General features: G+C 56.9%; 15 protein-coding genes. 6 read left to right on the top strand and 9 right to left on the bottom strand.

Annotated elements, in window-relative coordinates; genetic code table 11:
• Positions 1-23 precede the first annotated feature (23 nt).
• Positions 24-719, top strand: a complete 696-nt coding sequence (gene ypfH / locus BFV65_RS14880; protein ID WP_069596803.1) for an esterase — start codon at positions 24-26, stop codon at positions 717-719.
• Positions 720-757: 38 nt separating this feature from the next.
• Here the strand turns inward: ypfH and BFV65_RS14875 are convergent, their stop codons facing one another.
• The 3 genes from BFV65_RS14875 to BFV65_RS14865 are packed head-to-tail and all read right to left on the bottom strand — an operon-like array spanning position 758 to position 2467.
• Positions 758-955 carry a YpfN family protein gene (locus tag BFV65_RS14875; protein WP_000383991.1) on the bottom strand — a complete coding sequence of 66 codons (198 nt, stop codon included), beginning with the start codon at positions 953-955 and terminating at the stop codon, positions 758-760.
• 24 nt (positions 956-979) lie between these two features.
• Positions 980-2107 (bottom strand): succinyl-diaminopimelate desuccinylase, encoded by a 1128-nt coding sequence (gene dapE, locus BFV65_RS14870; protein ID WP_017383496.1) that lies wholly within the window; start codon positions 2105-2107, stop codon positions 980-982.
• 3 nt (positions 2108-2110) lie between these two features.
• Positions 2111-2467, bottom strand: a complete 357-nt coding sequence (locus BFV65_RS14865) for an ArsC family reductase (RefSeq protein WP_045309148.1) — start codon at positions 2465-2467, stop codon at positions 2111-2113.
• 387 nt (positions 2468-2854) lie between these two features.
• Between BFV65_RS14865 and ypfM the strand changes: the two genes are divergently transcribed.
• Entirely contained in the window at positions 2855-2914 is a 60-nt protein-coding gene (gene ypfM, locus BFV65_RS23200) for a protein YpfM (RefSeq protein WP_100181659.1), read from the top strand.
• A 111-nt stretch (positions 2915-3025) separates the two neighbouring features.
• On the opposite strand, the gene acrD is transcribed toward ypfM, so the two are convergent.
• Together acrD and narQ are read right to left on the bottom strand one after the other, a co-directional pair.
• The gene (gene acrD, locus BFV65_RS14860) at positions 3026-6139 is read right to left on the bottom strand and encodes a multidrug efflux RND transporter permease AcrD (RefSeq protein ID WP_069596802.1); all 3114 of its coding nucleotides are present in this window, start codon (positions 6137-6139) and stop codon (positions 3026-3028) included.
• A gap of 141 nt (positions 6140-6280) precedes the next feature.
• A complete protein-coding gene (gene narQ, locus BFV65_RS14855) occupies positions 6281-7975 on the bottom strand; it encodes a nitrate/nitrite two-component system sensor histidine kinase NarQ (protein WP_032623807.1) in 1695 nt (564 codons plus the stop codon).
• Positions 7976-8127: 152 nt separating this feature from the next.
• On the opposite strand from narQ, the gene aegA reads away from it, so the two are divergent.
• The 3 genes from aegA to BFV65_RS14835 all read left to right on the top strand — a co-directional run bounded on the left by aegA (position 8128) and on the right by BFV65_RS14835 (position 11915).
• On the top strand, positions 8128-10104 hold the full coding sequence (gene aegA, locus BFV65_RS14845; protein ID WP_071892858.1) for a formate-dependent uric acid utilization protein AegA: 1977 nt from the start codon (positions 8128-8130) through the stop codon (positions 10102-10104).
• 67 nt (positions 10105-10171) lie between these two features.
• Positions 10172-10762, top strand: a complete 591-nt coding sequence (nudK, locus tag BFV65_RS14840; protein WP_048965538.1) for a GDP-mannose pyrophosphatase NudK — start codon at positions 10172-10174, stop codon at positions 10760-10762.
• A 109-nt stretch (positions 10763-10871) separates the two neighbouring features.
• Entirely contained in the window at positions 10872-11915 is a 1044-nt protein-coding gene (locus BFV65_RS14835; RefSeq protein ID WP_022648961.1) for a DUF1176 domain-containing protein, read from the top strand.
• A gap of 81 nt (positions 11916-11996) precedes the next feature.
• Here the strand turns inward: BFV65_RS14835 and tkt are convergent, their stop codons facing one another.
• Positions 11997-13985: a transketolase gene (gene tkt, locus BFV65_RS14830; protein WP_022648960.1), complete on the bottom strand. Its 1989-nt coding sequence runs from the start codon at positions 13983-13985 to the stop codon at positions 11997-11999.
• Between the two features lie 19 nt (positions 13986-14004).
• The gene (tal, locus tag BFV65_RS14825; RefSeq protein WP_069596800.1) at positions 14005-14955 is read right to left on the bottom strand and encodes a transaldolase; all 951 of its coding nucleotides are present in this window, start codon (positions 14953-14955) and stop codon (positions 14005-14007) included.
• Positions 14956-15241: 286 nt separating this feature from the next.
• Here tal and maeB point away from each other — a divergent pair, with 286 nt between their 5' ends.
• Positions 15242-17521: an NADP-dependent oxaloacetate-decarboxylating malate dehydrogenase gene (gene maeB / locus BFV65_RS14820; RefSeq protein ID WP_023300666.1), complete on the top strand. Its 2280-nt coding sequence runs from the start codon at positions 15242-15244 to the stop codon at positions 17519-17521.
• Between the two features lie 127 nt (positions 17522-17648).
• On the opposite strand, the gene hemF is transcribed toward maeB, so the two are convergent.
• Positions 17649-18548 (bottom strand): oxygen-dependent coproporphyrinogen oxidase, encoded by a 900-nt coding sequence (hemF, locus tag BFV65_RS14815; protein WP_038416479.1) that lies wholly within the window; start codon positions 18546-18548, stop codon positions 17649-17651.
• The gene (gene amiA, locus BFV65_RS14810) at positions 18548-19423 is read right to left on the bottom strand and encodes an N-acetylmuramoyl-L-alanine amidase AmiA (protein ID WP_023306670.1); all 876 of its coding nucleotides are present in this window, start codon (positions 19421-19423) and stop codon (positions 18548-18550) included. The genes hemF and amiA overlap by 1 nt, the downstream gene beginning before the upstream one ends.
• Positions 19424-19569: the final 146 nt, after the last annotated feature.

Here is a 19569-nt window from a genome sequence, read left to right as displayed (position 1 = left end):
GCTTAACAATTAAGGAGATCGCCATGAAACATGACCATTTTGTTGTGCAAAGCCCGGATACACCTGCTAAACAGCTACTGCTTCTGTTTCATGGCGTGGGCGACAATGCCGTCAATATGGGACAGATTGGCAGCTGGTTTGCACCCGTTTTCCCACACGCGCTGATCGTCAGTATCGGCGGCGTGGAGCCCTGCGGTCCGGGCGGGCGGCAGTGGTTTTCCGTCGAGGGCGTGACGGAGGAAAATCGTCAGACGCGTATTGATGCCGTTATGCCAGCCTTTATCAATACCGTGCGTTACTGGCAGCAGCAGAGCGGCGTAGGTGCCAATGCAACAGCGCTGATTGGCTTCTCTCAGGGCTCAATCATGTCGCTGGAAAGCGTAAAAGCGCAGCCCGGACTGGTGTCCCGCGTGATTGCCTTCAATGGGCGTTTTGCGACGTTACCGCAAAGCGCGACCACGCAGACCACGATCCATCTCATTCATGGGGGTGAAGACCGGGTAATTGAGCTTTCGCATGCGGTTGCGGCCCAGGACGCGCTGATGCGTGAAGGCGGGGATGTGACGCTGGATATCGTGGACGATCTGGGGCATGCCATTGACGATCGCAGCATGCAGTTCGCGCTCGGTCATCTGCGTTATACCGTACCGAAGCACTACTTTGATGAAGCGCTCAGCGGCGGTAAGCCGAATGATGATGATATCGTCGAGTTTATGTGAGGTTCCCCCTCTCCCTAGGGAGAGGGGAAACAGAGCGATTACTTCTTCTGGTCCTTCTTCGGCCAGTCGTCTTCATCGTCCCACTTGTCGTTAAAATCACGGTGCGGCGGAAGATCCGGTTTGTTGGCAAGGAACTTTTTGTGGTCAACGCGCTTGAGATCTTTAATCACGTTAAGCAGCACGCCTACCAGAAATACCAACACCAGAATCCACCAGTACTTTGAAAGCCAGTCCATTCGCTAATCCTCTTTAAGCACCCGTCAGGCGACGAGCTGCTCCATAATACGTTGATACATGCGGGCCAGCAGTTGTAAATCGGCAGCGTTCACGCATTCATTGATTTTGTGAATCGTCGCGTTAACCGGACCCAGTTCGACAACCTGTGCGCCCATGCGGGCGATAAAGCGTCCGTCAGACGTGCCGCCCGTTGTCAGCAGCTGTGGCTTAATCTCATTATAGTGCGCGATGGCGTTCACTACCGCATCCACCAGTTTACCGCGCTGCGTCAGGAACGGCTGGCCAGACAGCCACCAGTCGAGGGTATAGCGCAGCTGGTATTTTTCGAGCAGCGCAATCACGCGTGCTTTGATCATCTCGTCGGTCAGTTCGGTGCTGAAGCGGAAGTTAAACTGGACGAAGAGATCGCCGGGAATGACGTTGTTGCTGCCGGTGCCGGCCTTGATGTTGGCTATTTGCATGCTGGTTGGCGGGAAAAATTCGTTGCCTTTATCCCATTCAATGCCCACCAGTTCGTTCAGCATCGGCGCGGCGCGGTGTACCGGGTTATCCGCCAGGTGCGGATAGGCAACGTGGCCCTGCACGCCATGAATGGTCAAATTGCAGGTCAGGGATCCACGGCGGCCATTTTTCACCACATCGCCCACCACTTCGGTACTGGACGGTTCGCCCACCAGACAGTAGTCCAGACGTTCATTGCGCGCCATCAGCGCCTCAACGACCTTCACGGTGCCGTTGTGGGCGCTGGCTTCTTCATCGGAGGTAATCAAAAACGCAAGACGGTTTTTATGGTTCGGATGCTGGGCGACGAAACGCTCTGCCGCCACGACCATCGCAGCCAGGGAACCTTTCATATCCGCAGCGCCGCGTCCGAAAAGCATGCCGTCGCGGATGGTTGGCTCAAAAGGCGGGTTGATCCAGCGGTCTGCGTCGCCTGCGGGAACTACGTCGGTATGTCCGGCAAACGCCAGCGTCTCCCCCTGACCGCGCCATGCCCAGAAGTTCTGCGTATCGCCAAAATCCATGTGCTCGACGGTAAAACCGATGGCACGCAGGCGCTCAATCATTAATGCCTGACAACCTGCGTCGTCCGGGCTAAGGGAAGGACGGCGAATAAGCTGCTGAGTCAGCTCAATGACCGGGCATGACATAGACTACACCTCAACGAATAAATCTGAATAAAGGGTTTCACTGAAACCCAGCAGCATAGGCTGACCTGGCTTGCAGAGCAATGGGCGTTTGATGATTGCCGGCATTTCAAGCATCAGTTTGGCTGCGCTGTCGGCGTTGTTGATCGTGGCCCGGAGAGATTCATCCAGTTTTCGCCATGTGGTCCCGCGGGTGTTCAGCAGCGCTTCCCAGCCCAGTTCATTGATGGCGGAATGGAGAAACGCAGGGTCAAGCCCGTCGGCACGGTAATCATGGAAGCGATAGTCGATGTTGTGTGCTTCCAGCCAGCGGCGGGCTTTTTTAATCGTATCGCAATTCTTAATGCCGTACATCACAACCATAGTGAATCCTTTTGTTCTTGTGTGGGTTAAATGTTCAATATTTTCGAAGATATATCCTTAAGTGGAATATAACATATTCGGAATTTTTCGTGATTTACAATTCTCCATAATTCAACGAACAGCTGTAAGCTGAATAGTCTTCCATCTTTTAAGCATAGTTGTCCACTCTGTATAAATTGCCAATAAACTCAGGGGGAAATTAAAAATGCTGTCATTTTTCTGACTATTTCAAAATATTGCTGTAGGTCACATAAAATTTACCCGTCAACGCTCATAGTGATCCTAAACCTACCTGCACAGCGAGGCTCAATCACAGCAATCGGTTAAAGTGGCTTCACAATGATGATACGTTTTCGTAGAATGCACATAATAATAAGAGAGGTTGTTATGATTGAACATGAACTGGGGAACTGGAAAGATTTTATCGAAGGCATGCTTCGTAAATGAATTTCCGGTAAGAAATGCAAGAGCACTTAATTAACTAAAATAACCATAGTGTGAAAGAATCACACAATAAAAAGGCGGCCTGTAAAGCCGCCTTTTTTTTATTTCAACGGGTTATTCCGGCTTATCCTTCAGCGGGAAACGACGGCGTATCAGCACAAAGAACAGCGGTACGAAATAGATAGCCAGAATCGTCGCGGAAATCATTCCCCCCATAACGCCCGTTCCCACCGCGTGCTGGCTGCTGGAGCCTGCGCCGGAGCTGGTGGCCATCGGCAGGACGCCAAACACAAACGCCAGAGAAGTCATCAGGATCGGGCGCAGGCGCTGACGACAGGCGTGCAGCGTGGCGGCCATCAGTTCGTGACCTTTGGCATTCATCTCATTGGCAAATTCGACGATCAGAATGGCGTTTTTCGCCGACAATCCGATTACGGTGAGGAGTCCGACCTGGAAATAGACATCGTTTTCCAGGCCACGCATCCAGGTTGCCAGCAGCGCGCCGATGACCCCGAGAGGTACCACCAGCATTACCGAGAACGGCACTGACCAGCTTTCATACAGCGCCGCCAGGCAGAGGAACACCACCAGCAGCGAAAGGGCATACAGGGCAGGCGCCTGCGCGCCGGAAAGCCGTTCCTGGTAGGACATCGCCGTCCACTCCAGGCCAAAGCCGGTCGGTAACTGCTGAACCAGTTTTTCCATAATGTCCATTGCAGTACCGGTACTGACGCCAGGCGCGGCTTCACCGACAATCTCCAGCGCCGAATAGCCGTTGTAACGCTCCAGACGCGGCGAACCGGTCTCCCAGCGTGACGTCGCAAACGCCGAGAACGGCACCATGCCGCCGGTGTTATTGCGCACATACCAGCGGTTGATATCGTCCGGCAGCATGCGGTATTTGGCAGCAGACTGAACGTAGACCTTTTTCACGCGACCGCGATCCATAAAGTCATTCACGTAGCTTGAGCCCCATGCCGTTTGCAGGGTGTCGTTAATGTCGTCGATGGAGACGCCCAGCGCCTGCGCTTTACGCTGGTCGATATCCACCTGTAGCTGAGGGCTGTCATCCAGACCGTTATGACGAACGCGGGTAAGCTGCGGATCTTTCCCGGCCAGCTCGAGCAGTTTATCGCGAGCTGCCATCAACGCGTCATGCCCGGCACCCGCGTGATCCTGAAGCTCCATATCAAATCCGGCTGAGCTGCCCAGGCCACTGATAGCGGGCGGGCTGCTGGCGAAAACGCGCGCTTCCTTGATTTTGTTGAACGCTTTAGTTGCACGTTCAATGATGGCAAAGGAGGAGCCGCTATCGCTGTCGCGCTGGTCCCAGTCTTTCAGGCGCACAAACATACGCGCCACGTTCTGCCCGTTACCGCCAGGGCCAGAGCCGACGGTGGAGAAGACGGAGACCACGTTATCCTTCTCCTGAGTATGGAAGTAGTTCTCAACCTTCTGCACCACTTTCAGGGTCTGCTGCTGGGTCGAGCCGCTCGGTAACTGTACGGAGGTGATAAACATGCCGCGATCTTCCAGCGGCAGGAACGAGGTTGGCAGCCGCAGGAATAAGAAGACCATGCCGCCGAGCAGCAGGACATAAACCACCATCCAGCGCGCGCTGCGGTGCAGTACTTTACCCACGCCCGCTTCATAGCGCGCCGCATTTCGGTTAAACATGCGGTTAAACCAGCCGAAGAAGCCTTTTTGACCGTGGTGTTCGCCCTTATGCAGCGGTTTGAGCAGCGTCGAGCACAGAGCAGGGGTAAGGATCATCGCCACCAGTACGGAGAGCACCATCGCAGAGACGATGGTGATCGAGAACTGGCGATAAATCGCGCCCGTAGTGCCGCCAAAAAACGCCATCGGGATAAATACCGCCGACAGCACCATGGCGATACCGACCAGCGCACCCTGAATTTGCCCCATCGATTTACGCGTGGCCTCGCGGGGCGAAAGCCCTTCCTCGCTCATGATGCGCTCGACGTTTTCCACCACCACGATGGCATCATCCACCAGCAGGCCGATGGCCAGCACCATGGCGAACATGGTCAGGGTGTTGATGCTGTAACCGAAGGCATACAGCACCGCAAAGGTTCCCAGCAACACCACCGGCACCGCAATGGTGGGGATCAGCGTGGCGCGGAAGTTTTGCAGGAACAGGTACATCACGAGGAACACCAGCGCGATAGCTTCGAGCAGGGTTTTCACCACATCTTCGATGGAGGCTTTTACGAATGAGGTGGTTTCGTAGGCGACTTTGTACTCCAGTCCGTGCGGGAAGTAATGCGACAGCTCATCCAGACGCTCTAACACCCGCTGCGCGGTCGCCATTTCGTTAGCGCCGGAGGCCAGTTTCACCCCCAGGCCGGACGCAGCATTGCCGTTAAAGCGACTCAGGTAGTCATATTTTTCCGCCCCCATTTCCACGGTGGCGACATCCCCCAGACGCACTTCCGAACCGTCCTGATTCACGCGCAGAGTGATATTGCGGAACTGTTCAGGCGTCTGGAGCAGCGACTGGGAGTTGATGGTGGCGTTAAGCGCCTGGTTATCCACGGACGGCGTACCACCGAGCTGCCCCACGGCAATCTGAGCGTTCTGCGATTCGATGGCGTCGGTGACATCTTTGGCGGTCATCTGCACGCTGTTCAGCTTGTTGGGATCCAGCCAGATACGCATGGAATACTGCGAGCCGTAGGCGTCGATATCACCCACGCCGTTGATACGGCTGAGCGGATCCTGAATATTACTGGCGACGTAGTCCGCGATGTCCTGCTTATCCATCGAGCCATCGGTTGAAACAAACGCGATGGTCAAAATATTGGTGTCACCGGTCTTACGCACGGTCACCCCCTGGTTCTGCACCGCCTGAGGCAGTTTACGCAGGGCCGATTGCAGCTGGTTTTGCACCTGCTGCACCGCTTCGTCCGGATCCGTGCCCGCCGTAAAGCTCAGGGTTACCGTCGCCTGGCCCGTGGCGCTGCTCTGCGAGGACATGTACATCAGGTTATCAAGACCCGTCATGTTCTGCTCGATAACCTGCGTGACGGTATTTTCCAGCGTCTGTGCCGAGGCGCCAGGGTAGTTCGCCGTGATACGCACGTTAGGGGGGGCGAGGTCGGGGTATTGCTCAACAGGAAGGGAAGTAATCGCCAGGACACCCGTCAGACACAACAGGATTGCTAGCACCCAGGCAAAAATGGGGCGATCGATGAAAAAATTCGCCATTAAAATGTGACCTCGTTTTGCTGCACGTCATTATTGTTTATTGCCCGCCTAACTTTAGCGGTAAGGTCCAGGTCAAACGTGGAGAAATAAAGGAGATAATGTAAATTATCATGCGCTTTTTTCAGCGCGCCTTCTTTCCCGCTATTTTTCAGCCTGCGCCGCAGGTGTCCTGAACGTCACGCTGACCTGTGTACCGCCCTGTGGCGGCTGAGAAAAGTGTAATGTTCCGCCGAGCCGTCCCGCGCGTTCGCGCATGATATTCAGCCCGTAATGCCCCGGCGGTTCACTGGCGTCGCCGATACCAATACCGTTGTCGCGGATCGTGACCGTGTGAGTACCGTCCGCGGTGGTGACGCAGCTGACCACAATCTCGCTGGCATCGGCATGTTTAATCGCATTCAGCACTGCCTCACGCACAATCTGTAAGAGGTGCACCTGTTTTTGCGCGTCCAGCGCAAGCGATGAGAGACGGCAGTCAAGCACCAGCTTCGCGCTGGTCTGGCTTTGCAAACCGTCGAGAGACTCCTGTAGCGCGGCAGGAAGATTGGCGTGGTTGAGCGTCAGGCGGAAGGTGGTGAGCAGCTCGCGTAGCTGATGCCAGGCGTTATTCAGCTCGCGGGAGAAGTCCGTAATGATGGTCTGCGCCGGGGCATTGTCGCCCGGCACGGCATGCTTCAGCAGCGTAAGCTGAATACGCAAATAGGAGAGCACCTGCGCCAAAGAATCATGTAGCTCACGCGCGATGGTGGCGCGCTCTTCCATCAGCAGCAACTGCTGATAATGTTTCTGCGCCTGATTGAAATAGAGCCCCCGGCCCAGCATCGTCGCCACGCTTTCCATGAGCGGCAGCGGAACATCCCCGGTCGCGCTTTGCCAGCGCAGTTCGCCGTACAGGGTGTCCTGCATTAATACCGGTAAATTGTGCATTTTCTCGCCCGGGGACTCCTGTCCTTCGTAAAGCTGCCAGTCGTCACTGGTGCGCAATTGCAGGTAATTCATCTGCGTATAGTCATGCACAATTTGCAAAATATGCCGGAAGCAGTGGCTGTCTATCTGCCCGGTATTCAACGCCTGTGAGCATTTGAACAGCATTTCAAGCTGCTGATGCGCTTCATTCAGGTGGCGGGTTTTTTCGGCAACGGAGTGCTCCAGGGAACGGTACAGGGTGTGTAATTCCGCCGACATATGGTTGAAGGCGCGGGAAAGCTGGCCCAGCTCGTTGGGAAGCATAATATCCGGCGCGGGGGTATCGAACTGCCCCTGTTCGATACGCTCGCTCGCTGCCACCAGATTATTCAGCGGCAGCACAACCTGACGGCGGATGCGCCGCAGGGTCATCACCGCCAGCAGCAGGATGCCCAGGCCGCCCGTCAGCGACATGAAAATCACCAGCTGTATCTTATGTTCGGTGTAGTGCTGTAGCGCCAGCACAAAGGCATCTATCCGGCCCACAAAATCCTCTATGTGGCTCTGATACCACCCGGTATCGCCGCTGGCGATACGCGTGTCCATCTCCTGCCAGCCAAGCTGCAACTGCTGGTAACGCTGTTTGACGTCCTCTGGCACATACCAGCGGTTTAGCTTCTGCAACGCAGGCGCGCTCAGCGTTTTCTGCCAGACCGCGCGGTGCTCTGCCAGTGACGGGCTGGCGCGCTGCATTTCGTAGCCCAGGCGGTAGCTCTGCATGCGCAGCGATCCGGCGATGTTAATCGCCTCGGCGTCGCGCTGGCTGCTGGCGAGTGTAACCAGCGCAATGGCGCTGATCAGAACGGACAAGACAATCATCGAAAAGAAAGCCCGAGCCAGGCTTCCCGATACGGGGCGTTTAACGGTCACTCATCAGCTTCCTGAATTAAATTGATCTGCCACAGGTTCACTGGAAATAGTTCGCCTTCCTGGGCATTTGAACATTGCGTCGCCATGCCACTGTGGGTAAATACGATAACAATATAAAGAATAAGGTTATTGAACCAAAAACAGGTGTTGTTATGAATCGTTTTATTATGGCCAACGCTCAACAGTGTATCGGTTGTCGCGCCTGCGAAGTTGCCTGTGTGATGGCGCACAACGGGGAGCAGCACGCGCTGAGCGAGCGCCATTTTCATCCCCGCATTACGGTCCTTACCTCTGGCTTGCGAAAAAGCCCAGTGACCTGCCACCACTGTGAAAATGCGCCCTGCGCGCAAAGCTGCCCGAACGGAGCCATCACGCAACACAGCGACAGCGTACAGGTCAATCAACAAAAATGCATTGGCTGTAAAGCCTGCGTGGTGGCCTGCCCGTTTGGCACGATGGACATGCTGATCACCCCGCTTGAAAACGACAGCGTAAAGGCCTCGGCGCACAAATGCGACCTCTGCCTGGAAAGGCCGCAAGGCCCGGCCTGCGTTGAAAACTGCCCGGCGGAGGTGCTTACGCTCGCCACCCCAGCCGTGCTGGATAAGCTGGTTAAACAGCGCCGACAGCGCAGCGCAAGGCTGGACGCGCTGCCGTGGCACAGCGAGGCGGTTCAATCAGCCCCTCCTCAAACCAAACGGCAACAGATGCAAAACACCCCGGCGCGCGGTGAGCCGGATAAGCTCAGCCCCGACGCGCGCGCCGGCCATTTTAACGAGATCTACTTGCCGTTTCGCCCGGAACAGGCGCAGCGCGAAGCATCCCGGTGCCTGAAATGTGGCGACCACAGCATTTGCGAGTGGACCTGCCCGCTGCATAACCATATTCCGCAGTGGATTGAGCGGATCAGGGCGGGGGATATCATCGGTGCGGCTGAGCTTTCTCACCAGACTAACTGTTTACCGGAAATTACCGGCCGCGTCTGTCCACAGGATCGATTATGTGAAGGCGCCTGCACCCTGCGGGATGCGTCAGGGGCGGTAACCATCGGTAATATCGAACGATATATCTCGGATCGGGCGCTGGCGATGGGCTGGACGCCGGACGTCAGCCACGTTACACCGGTCGGTAAGCGCGTCGCCATCATTGGTGCCGGTCCGGCAGGGCTGGCCTGTGCCGACGTACTGGTGCGCAGCGGCATCGGTGTGACGGTCTACGATCGCTATCCAGAAATCGGCGGATTGCTGACCTTTGGTATTCCGGCCTTCAAGCTGGATAAATCCCTGTTAGCGCGGCGCAGAGAGATATTCAGTGCGATGGGCATCCGCTTCGAGCTGAACTGCGAGGTGGGAAAAGACGTGTCGATGGCCCAACTGCAAAACGACTACGATGCCCTGTTCATCGGCGTAGGGACCTATCGTTCCATGAAAGCAGGTATCCCTCATGAAGACGCGCCGGGCGTGTACGACGCGCTGCCGTTTTTAGTGGCGAACACGCGGAACGTGATGGGCATTGACCCTGCCGCAGACGAGCCGTTTATCGACACGCAGGGGTTAAACGTGGTGGTGCTGGGCGGGGGCGATACGGCGATGGACTGCGTGCGCACCGCGCTGCGACATGGCGCGGCGAAAGTAACCTGCGCCTATCGGCGGGACGAGGCCAACATGCCGGGCTCAAAGAAAGAGGTTAAAAACGCGAAAGAAGAGGGCGCGGCGTTTGAATTTAATGTCCAGCCGGTTGAGCTCACGCTGGATACCGACGGGAAGGTCAAGGGTATCCGGATGCTGCGCACCCGTCTGGGCGAGCCGGATGCGCAGGGGCGGCGTCGTCCTGTCCCGGTGGCGGGCAGTGAGTTTGTCATGCCAACGGATGTGGTGATCATGGCGTTTGGGTTTAATCCGCACGCCATGCCGTGGCTTCAGGCGCAGGGCGTTGAAACCGACGACTGGGGGCGCATCAGGGCCTCCGTGGAGAGCCGTTACCGCTACCAGACCTCGAATCCGCAGATTTTTGCTGGCGGTGATGCGGTACGTGGTGCGGATCTGGTGGTCACCGCGATGGCGGAAGGGCGCCATGCCGCGCAGGGGATCATGGACTGGCTTGGCGTGCCGCCGCGCAACATGCATTAACGCAGACGGGCGACAAAGCGGGCATCACGGCGTAGTATAAACAGACTCATTTTGCCGTGGAGCCCGTATGTCCCTGAACATTACCGTTATTAAAGACAAAATCCTTTCTGAAAATTACTTTGTCCTGCGTAACATCACTTACGATCTCACCCGTAAGAGCGGGGACGTCATTCGCCATAAACGCGAAGTCTACGACCGGGGCAATGGTGCAACCATTCTGCTGTATAACCGTGAAAAGCAAAGCGTGGTGCTGATCCGCCAGTTTCGCATCGCGACATGGGTCAATGGCAACGCGGACGGACGTCTGATTGAAACCTGTGCAGGTCTGCTGGACGACGATGAGCCGGAAGTGTGTATCCGCAAAGAAGCCATTGAAGAGACGGGTTTTGAGGTGGGGGCGGTGCAGAAAGTCTTTGAGCTGTTTATGTCCCCTGGCGGGGTTACCGAGCTGGTTCACTTCTTCATTGCGGAGTACACCGATGCCCAGCGCACGCACCGGGGCGGTGGCGTGGACGATGAAGACATTGAAGTGCTGGAAATGCCTTTCGCTCAGGCTGTCGACATGGTGAAAAGCGGCGAGATCCGCGACGGTAAAGCGGTGATCCTGTTGCAGTATCTGCAAACCAGCGGTTTGATGAATGCTGCGGCGGTAGCGTGATAAGTTGTATTTCAGATAAATCTATCCGATAAATCCGATTGAGCCAGCCCGCCCAGGGCACGAAGATACGCCCCAGATTGACCTATTCGTTTCCGGGGCTGTGCCGTTCATGCGCTACTGCGTTTTTCTTCTCTTCTTCATTTGCGTGCTTCCCGCGCCTTTGGTGTGGGCTGCGCCTGCGCAGCAGTCTTTTTCAGACTGGCAGGTGACCTGCAATAACCAGAATTTCTGCGTAGCGCGCAACACCGGCGAGCATCGCGGTCTGGTCATGACGCTGAGCCGCAGTGCGGGGGCAAAAACGGACGCCAGCCTGCGCATCGATCTCGGCGGTCTTTCGACGCCTCCGGTGAAAGAGCCTGACATTGCCCCGCGCCTGCTGCTCGACAATGTGCCGCTTCAGCTCACGTCGCAACACTGGCAGTTAACCCCCTGGCATCTTAAAACAGACGATACGGGCACTATCACCACGTTTCTGAAAACCATTCAGGAAGGGCAGGCGCTGACCCTGCGCGAGGGGAAGCAGACGATCTCTCTGGCCGGTCTGAAAGCGGCGCTGCTGTTTATTGATGCCCAGCAAAAACGCGTCGGAAGTGAAACGGCATGGATTAAAAAAGGGGATAGTCCACCGCTGAGCGTGCCGCCTGCGCCGGCATTAAAAAAGGTGGCAGTGGTGAACCCCACGCCAACGCCGCTGACGCATAACGAACTTAACGATCTGCTGGATTACGGTACCTGGCGCATGAACCACAGCCAGTGCTCCCTCGATCCGAACCGGCGTGAAGTGCGCGTGACCGCGTTGACCGATGACAAAGCGCTGATGATCATCAGCTGTGAGGCGGGGGCGTACAACACCGTCGATCTGGCATGGCTAGTGTCGCGTAAAAAACCGTTTGCTGCCAGAAGCGTGAGATTGCGCCTGCCGTTTACCCCTTCCAGCCAGAGTAGCGACATGGAGCTGATGAATGCCAGCTTCGATGAAAAAACGCGCGAGCTGACCACGCTGGCACTGGGACGCGGGATTGGCGACTGTGGGATCCAGACCCGCTGGCGTTTTAACGGCCAGCGCTTCCGCCTGGTGCGCTACGCGGAAGAGCCAAGCTGCGATAACTGGAATGGGCCAGATGCCTGGCCCACGCTGTGGATCACAAGGTAGGGCGCTGTCGCTTACCCGGCCAACGTTTTAGCGATTTGTAGGCCCGGTAAGGCGTAGCCGCCACCGGGCACGAAGACTGCACTACAGCACGCTCAGCGCCTTCTCCACCACGTTCTCAACGGTAAAGCCGAAGTACGGGAACAGCTTATCGGCCGGGGCGGATTCACCGTAACCCTTCATGCCGACAATCGCCCCTTTCAGACCCACATATTTGTACCAGTAGTCGGCAATGCCAGCTTCAACCGCCACGCGCGCCGCGACGTTTGAAGGCAGCACCGATTCGCGGTACGCCTCATCCTGGGCATCAAAGATATCCGTTGAAGGCAGGGAAACCACGCGCACCGCGTGACCCTCGGCGGTCAGTTTCTCGGCCGCTTTTACCGTGATTTCCACCTCTGAACCGGTGGCAATCAGGATCACGTCCGGTTTACCGCCGCTGTCTTTCAGGATGTACCCGCCGCGGGCGATATTTTTCACCTGCTCCGGCGTGCGCTCAATCTGCGCCAGGTTCTGGCGCGACAGGATCAGCGCTGTGGGTCCGTTATGGCGCTCTACGGCCAGCTTCCAGCCCACAGCCGCTTCAACCTGATCGCACGGACGCCAGGTACTGAAGTTTGGCGTCAGGCGCAGGCTCGCCAGCTGCTCTACCGCCTGGTGCGTCGGCCCATCTTCACCCAGTCCGATGGAGTCGTGGGTATACACCATGATTTGCCGCGCCTTCATCAGGGCCGCCATACGCGCCGCGTTACGGGCATATTCGACAAACATCAGGAAGGTGGCGGTGTACGGCACGAAGCCGCCATGGTGGGCGATACCGTTGGCAATGGCGGTCATCCCGAACTCGCGCACGCCGTAGTGGATATAGTTTCCGGCAATGTCTTCCTTCAGGGATTTAGAGCCAGACCAGATGGTGAGGTTACTTGGCGCCAGATCCGCCGAGCCGCCCAGCAGTTCGGGCAGGACAGGGCCAATCGCGTTCAGGGTGTTTTGTGACGCCTTACGGGTGGCAATTTTCGCCGGGTTAGATTGCAGGTTTTCAATCAGCGCCTGAGTTTTCTCTTCCCAGTCTTCCGGCAGGCCACCGCTCATGCGGCGGTTAAATTCGGCCGCCAGCTCTGGATACGCTTTTTTGTAGGCAGCAAACTTCTCGTTCCAGGCCTGCTGCGCTTTTTCACCTGTTTCGCGAGCATCCCAGGCCCTGTAGATCTCTTTTGGGATCTCAAAGGCCGGGTGTTTCCAGCCCAGTTTCTGGCGGGTCAGCGCCACTTCCTCTTCACCCAGCGCCGCGCCGTGCGCCTCTTCTTTACCCGCTTTGTTCGGCGAGCCGAAGCCGATGGTGGTGCGGCAGACGATCAGGGACGGTTTGTCCTTTACGCTCTGCGCTTCCTGAATCGCTTTTTTCACCGCCTCAGGATCGTGACCGTCGATCTCGTGAACCACGTGCCAGTGATAGGCTTCAAAGCGTTTTGCCGTGTCGTCGGTAAACCAGCCCTCGGTTTCCCCGTCAATGGAGATACCGTTGTGATCGTAGAAGCCAATCAGCTTGCCCAGCCCCAGGGTGCCCGCCAGCGAGCAGACCTCGTGGGAGATCCCCTCCATCAGGCAGCCATCACCCATAAAGACATAGGTGTAGTGATCGACAATCTCGTGGTCGGGCTGGTTGAACTGCGCGGCCAGCGTACGCTCTGCAATCGCCAGGCCGACGGCATTCGCCAGCCCCTGGCCCAGCGGGCCGGTAGTAGTTTCAACACCCGGCGTATAGCCGATCTCCGGGTGGCCCGGCGTTTTGGAGTGCAGCTGGCGGAAGTTTTTTAACTCCTCAAGCGGCAGGTCGTAGCCGGAGAGGTGCAGCAGGCTGTAGAGCAGCATCGAGGCGTGACCGTTGGAGAGAATAAAACGGTCGCGATCGTACCAGGTCGGATCGGTCGGGTTGTGCTTCAGGAAGTCGTTCCACAGCACTTCGGCAATATCAGCCATACCCATGGGGGCGCCAGGGTGGCCGGAATTGGCTTTTTGTACGGCATCCATGCTGAGGGCGCGAATGGCGTTGGCGAGCTCTTTACGGGACATAGTTCACTCCGTGGCAAGGTTAAAGTTTGGCGGCGAGAAGATCTTCGAGTTTGCGCTGGTCGACGGCGAACTGGCGGATGCCATCTGCCAGTTTTTCCACGGCCATTGGATCCTGATTGTGCTCCCAGCGGAATTCCGCTTCGGTCATGGGTTTCGGTTTTGGCAGAACGGTAGAGGTCGGTACCAGCTTGCGGATCACCGTCTCTTCACTCTCCTGAAGCTTCTTCAGCAGGTCTGGGGAGATGGTCAGCCGGTCGCAGCCCGCGAGCGCGAGGATCTGCTCGGTGCGGCGGAAGCTGGCCCCCATCACGATGGTCTCGTAGCGGTGCTGCTTGTAATAATCGTAGATATTACGCACCGATTTCACGCCGGGATCTTCGTCCACCACATACGGATCCATCGGCTGTTTCGCCTGATACCAGTCGTAGATACGTCCGACAAACGGTGAAATCAGGAACACGCCCGCTTCGGCGCAGGCACGCGCCTGGGCGAAGGAGAACAGCAGCGTCAGGTTACAGTTGATCCCCTCTTTCTCCAGCACTTCCGCCGCGCGGATGCCTTCCCAGGTGGAGGCAAGCTTGATCAGGATGCGTGATTTATCGATCCCCTGCTCCTGGTAGAGTTCCACTATGCGGCGGGCCTTGTTAATGCTCTTTTCCTGGTCGAATGAGAGGCGGGCATCCACTTCGGTGGAGACGCGTCCCGGTATGCTTTTAAGAATTTCCGCACCGATATTGACCGCCAGTTTGTCACTGGCCTCGGCGACCTGCTGCTCCTGCGTTTTCCCGCGCTGTTTGCCGTAGGCAAGGGCGTCATCAATCAGATGACTAAAGTGCGCAAGACCGGCCGCCTTGAGTAGCAGAGAGGGATTGGTGGTCGCGTCTTCCGGCTGGTAGTGACGAATCGACTCGATGTCGCCGCTGTCTGCAACCACGGTGGTAAATTGTTTGATGCCGTCTAGCTGGTTCATAATTACTCCTTGGAAATAAAAGAGTTAGTCGAGTGCGTTAGTTCACACTTCTGAGAAAATCATGATGGACTTAACAAAAAAGCATAGCAGACGGGGGAGGCATTGCTTTCTGAGACGGGTAACATGGCTGTTATAAATTGATAACAATTTTTATTCTGCAATGGTGAGAGTTTGGCAGCCTTCAAAGTTTAGGAGCCTGCCTGCGGCGATACTATGCGGCACACCAGGGTGTGCATAGGAACGTCGACATCACCCTTTTTGACCGAAACGTGAAAGGAATAACAAGATGGATGATCAGTTAAAACAAAGCGCTCTCGATTTTCACGAGTTTCCTGTTCCGGGTAAAATCCAGGTATCCCCGACCAAACCGCTGGCGACCCAGCGCGATCTGGCGCTGGCCTACTCGCCGGGCGTGGCTGCTCCGTGCCTGGAAATCGAAAAAGATCCGCTGGCAGCGTACAAATACACCGCGCGCGGTAACCTGGTGGCCGTTATCTCTAACGGTACGGCGGTGCTGGGGTTAGGGAACATCGGTGCGCTGGCTGGTAAGCCGGTGATGGAAGGGAAGGGCGTTCTGTTTAAGAAATTTGCCGGTATCGACGTCTTCGATATCGAAGTGGACGAACTGGATCCGGATAAATTCATCAACGTGGTGGCGGCGCTGGAGCCGACCTTCGGCGGCATCAACCTGGAAGACATCAAAGCGCCGGAATGTTTCTATATCGAGCAGAAGCTGCGCGAGCGTATGAACATTCCCGTGTTCCATGACGACCAGCACGGCACGGCGATTATCAGTACCGCCGCCATTCTGAACGGCCTGCGCGTGGTAGAGAAAAATCTCTCCGACGTGCGCATGGTGGTCTCCGGCGCAGGCGCCGCGGCCATCGCCTGTATGAACCTGCTGGTGGCGCTGGGCATGCAGAAGCACAATATTGTGGTCTGCGACTCCAAGGGCGTGATCTACAAAGACCGCGAGCCAAACATGGCGGAAACCAAGGCGGCCTATGCGGTGGAAGACGACGGCAAGCGCACGCTTGAAGACGTGATTGACGGTGCTGACATTTTCCTCGGCTGTTCAGGCCCGAAAGTGCTGACCCAGGAGATGGTGCAGAAGATGGCGCGCGCGCCAATGATCCTGGCCCTGGCGAACCCGGAGCCGGAAATTCTGCCGCCGCTGGCGAAGGCGGTGCGTGAAGACGCTATCATCTGCACCGGACGTTCGGACTACCCGAACCAGGTGAACAACGTGCTCTGCTTCCCGTTCATCTTCCGCGGGGCGCTGGACGTCGGCGCCACGGCGATCAACGAAGAGATGAAGCTGGCTGCCGTTCATGCTATCGCAGAGCTGGCGCACGCCGAGCAGAGCGAAGTGGTGGCCTCCGCCTACGGCGATCAGGATCTGAGCTTCGGCCCCGACTACATCATCCCTAAACCATTTGACCCGCGTCTGATCGTGAAGATCGCGCCAGCGGTGGCCAAAGCGGCGATGGACTCCGGCGTGGCGACGCGGCCGATTGAAGATTTCGATGCCTACGTCGATAAACTCACCGAGTTCGTTTACAAAACCAACCTGTTTATGAAGCCGATCTTCTCCCAGGCGCGCGCCGACGCGAAGCGCGTGGTGCTGGCGGAAGGGGAAGAGGCGCGCGTGCTGCATGCCACGCAGGAGCTGATCACCTTAGGGCTGGCGAAACCGATCCTGATTGGTCGTCCGAGCGTGATCGAGATGCGTATTCAGAAGCTCGGCCTACAAATAAAGCCGGGCGTGGACTTTGAGATCGTTAACAACGAATCCGATCCGCGCTTCAAAGAGTACTGGAACGAATACTATTCGATCATGAAGCGTCGCGGGATCACCCAGGAGCAGGCGCAGCGGGCGGTGATCAGCAACACCACGGTGATCGGCGCGATCATGGTTCATCGCGGTGAGGCGGATGCGCTGATCTGCGGCACCATCGGCGAGTACCATGAGCATTTCAGCGTGGTACAGGAGATCTTCGGCTATCGCGAGGGCGTCCATACTGCCGGCGCAATGAACGCGCTGCTGCTGCCAAGCGGTAACACCTTTATCGCCGATACCTACGTCAACGACGATCCCTCCCCGGACGAACTGGCGGAAATCACCGTGATGGCGGCGGAAACCGTGCGCCGCTTTGGTATCGAGCCGAAAGTGGCGCTGCTGTCGCACTCAAACTTCGGGTCATCCAAATCCGCGGCGGCGTGCAAAATGCGCCAGACGCTGGACCTGGTGCGCGAGCGTGCGCCGGAGCTGATGATCGACGGCGAGATGCACGGCGACGCCGCGCTGGTGGAGAGTATTCGTAATGAACGTATGCCGGACAGTCCGCTGAAAGGCTCGGCGAACGTGCTGATTATGCCGAACGTGGAAGCGGCGCGTATTAGCTATAACCTGCTGCGCGTGTCGAGTTCTGAAGGGGTGACCGTAGGGCCAGTGCTGATGGGGGTGTCAAAACCGGTGCATGTGTTAACGCCGATTGCCTCCGTGCGTCGTATCGTCAACATGGTGGCGCTGGCGGTGGTTGAGGCGCAGACGCAGCCGCTGTAATTTATTGCCCTCGCCCCTCGCCCCTCGCCCCTCACCCTAACCCTCTCCCCATAGGGGAGAGGGGACTGCTCTGAGCCGTCTTTTCACCCTCGCCCTTTGGGGAGAGGGCCGGGGTGAGGGGTAAGGGTTAAACCCAGTCCCGAACCTTAATAAACTCACTCAAGGCAGCCTCCGGGCTGCCTTCTTTTGGCGCGTAGCTGTATTCCCAGCGCACCAGCGGCGGCATCGACATCAGAATGGACTCCGTGCGCCCGCCGGTTTGCAGGCCAAACAGCGTCCCGCGATCCCACACCAGATTAAACTCCACGTAGCGCCCGCGACGGTAGAGCTGGAACTCACGCTCGCGCACGCCGTAGTCGGTGTCTTTGCGGCGTTCGACAATCGGAAAATAGGCGTTGGTAAAGCCTTCACCCACCGCGCGCATAAAGCTGAACGCGGTATCAAAATCCGGCGTGTTGAGATCGTCAAAGAACAGCCCACCGATGCCGCGCTGCTCGTCGCGGTGCTTCAGATAAAAATAGTCATCGCACCACTTTTTATATTTCGGGTAAACGTCTTCGCCAAACGGCAGGCAGAGGTCGCGCGCGGTGGTGTGCCAGTGCACGGCATCCTCTTCAAAGCCATAGTAAGGCGTTAAGTCGAAACCGCCGCCAAACCACCAGACCGGATCGGCCCCCGGTTTTTCCGCGATGAAAAAGCGCACGTTGGCGTGGCTGGTTGGCACAAACGGGTTATGCGGATGCACCACCAGCGAGACGCCCATCGCCTCGAAGCTGCGGCCCGCCAGTTCAGGCCGATGCGCCGTGGCGGATGCTGGCATTGCATCACCGTGGACGTGGGAGAAGTTGACCCCGGCCTGTTCAAAAATACCGCCGTTACGCAGCACGCGGCTGCGCCCGCCGCCGCCCGCTTCGCGCTGCCAGGTGTCTTCCTGGAATTCACCGCCGTCTGCGGCGGTCAGTTTCTGGCAAATCGCGTCCTGGAGCTGCATCAGGAAAGTTTTGACCAGCTGTGCATTCGGTTTCATCAACGTTTCCTGGAGTGCGCTTTTTGATTATCGAACCAGTTGAAATAACTGATGACCCCGGAGGCGATGGCGTTCGCGATCTTCTGACGAAACGCCTTAGTGCCGAGTAAACGCTCTTCTTCCGGGTTGGTAATGAACGAGGTTTCCACCAGCACGGACGGAATAGACGGTGACTTCAGCACCACAAACGCGGCCTGCTCGGTGCTTTTACTGTGCAGACGGTGCACGGGTTTAATCCGTTTGAGGATATGCGAGCCGAGCGTCAGGCTGTTTTTGATGGTATCGGTCTGCACGAGATCAAACAGAACCTGCTGTAACAGATGGTCTTTGTCGGTGGCTTTTTTCCCGGCCACTTCATCCGCCCGGTTTTCGCGATCGGAGAGGTATTTCGCCATGGCGCTACTGGCGCCACGGTTGGAGAGCGCAAATACCGAGGCGCCTGCGGCGGAAGGGTTTGTGAAGCCATCCGCGTGAATGGACATAAACAGATCTGCGCCGTGCTTGTGGGCAATCTCCACGCGATCGTACAGCGGGATAAACGTGTCGCCCGTGCGCGTCAGGCGGGCGTCAATACCGTTACTGCGTAAAATTGCGCGTACATTTTTTGCAATTGCCAGCACGACGTGTTTTTCTTTCGACCCGTTTCGGCCAATGGCGCCGGTGTCGATCCCGCCGTGGCCCGGATCGAGCATGACCAGACGCTTTGCGCCAGCTTTTTTGGTTTTCGGCTTGCTGTGTCCGTTACTGGTTTTAAGCGTGCTCTCTTCTTTTGCCTGAGCCTGCTTTGCGATACCCGATAACGTTAAGGCCGCCAGCCCCGCTTTGAGAACCTGACGACGCGATGTGAGTGCTTTTAATGGTTTGAATGTGCTCATGCGGCCTGAATTGTAAAAATTGGGGTCCTGGTGTTATATCGTATCGTGTTTCCCGTTACGACAGTCCTTATTGAGAATTGTTTTACTTTTCATTTCAATACGTGACAAAGTGACATTATGCCAAATTTTGGCGAGTTTTTCCCCGG

Origin of the sequence: Enterobacter hormaechei subsp. hoffmannii (assembly GCF_001729745.1) — a bacterium.
In the GTDB taxonomy this organism is placed as follows: Bacteria; Pseudomonadota; Gammaproteobacteria; order Enterobacterales; family Enterobacteriaceae; genus Enterobacter; species Enterobacter intestinihominis.
This window is presented reverse-complemented; position numbering and strand designations above follow the sequence as displayed.

Excerpts from the sequence above, each read along its gene's own strand:
- dapE (WP_017383496.1), bottom strand. The coding sequence starts at position 2,107 with ATGTCATGCCCGGTCATTGAGCTGACTCAGCAGCTTATTCGCCGTCCT.
- ypfH (WP_069596803.1), top strand. The coding sequence starts at position 24 with ATGAAACATGACCATTTTGTTGTGCAAAGCCCGGATACACCTGCTAAA.
- maeB (WP_023300666.1), top strand. The coding sequence starts at position 15,242 with ATGGATGATCAGTTAAAACAAAGCGCTCTCGATTTTCACGAGTTTCCT.
- nudK (WP_048965538.1), top strand. The coding sequence starts at position 10,172 with ATGTCCCTGAACATTACCGTTATTAAAGACAAAATCCTTTCTGAAAAT.
- acrD (WP_069596802.1), bottom strand. The coding sequence starts at position 6,139 with ATGGCGAATTTTTTCATCGATCGCCCCATTTTTGCCTGGGTGCTAGCA.
- amiA (WP_023306670.1), bottom strand. The coding sequence starts at position 19,423 with ATGAGCACATTCAAACCATTAAAAGCACTCACATCGCGTCGTCAGGTT.
- BFV65_RS14835 (WP_022648961.1), top strand. The coding sequence starts at position 10,872 with ATGCGCTACTGCGTTTTTCTTCTCTTCTTCATTTGCGTGCTTCCCGCG.
- tal (WP_069596800.1), bottom strand. The coding sequence starts at position 14,955 with ATGAACCAGCTAGACGGCATCAAACAATTTACCACCGTGGTTGCAGAC.
- BFV65_RS14875 (WP_000383991.1), bottom strand. The coding sequence starts at position 955 with ATGGACTGGCTTTCAAAGTACTGGTGGATTCTGGTGTTGGTATTTCTG.
- hemF (WP_038416479.1), bottom strand. The coding sequence starts at position 18,548 with ATGAAACCGAATGCACAGCTGGTCAAAACTTTCCTGATGCAGCTCCAG.
- BFV65_RS14865 (WP_045309148.1), bottom strand. The coding sequence starts at position 2,467 with ATGGTTGTGATGTACGGCATTAAGAATTGCGATACGATTAAAAAAGCC.
- tkt (WP_022648960.1), bottom strand. The coding sequence starts at position 13,985 with ATGTCCCGTAAAGAGCTCGCCAACGCCATTCGCGCCCTCAGCATGGAT.
- aegA (WP_071892858.1), top strand. The coding sequence starts at position 8,128 with ATGAATCGTTTTATTATGGCCAACGCTCAACAGTGTATCGGTTGTCGC.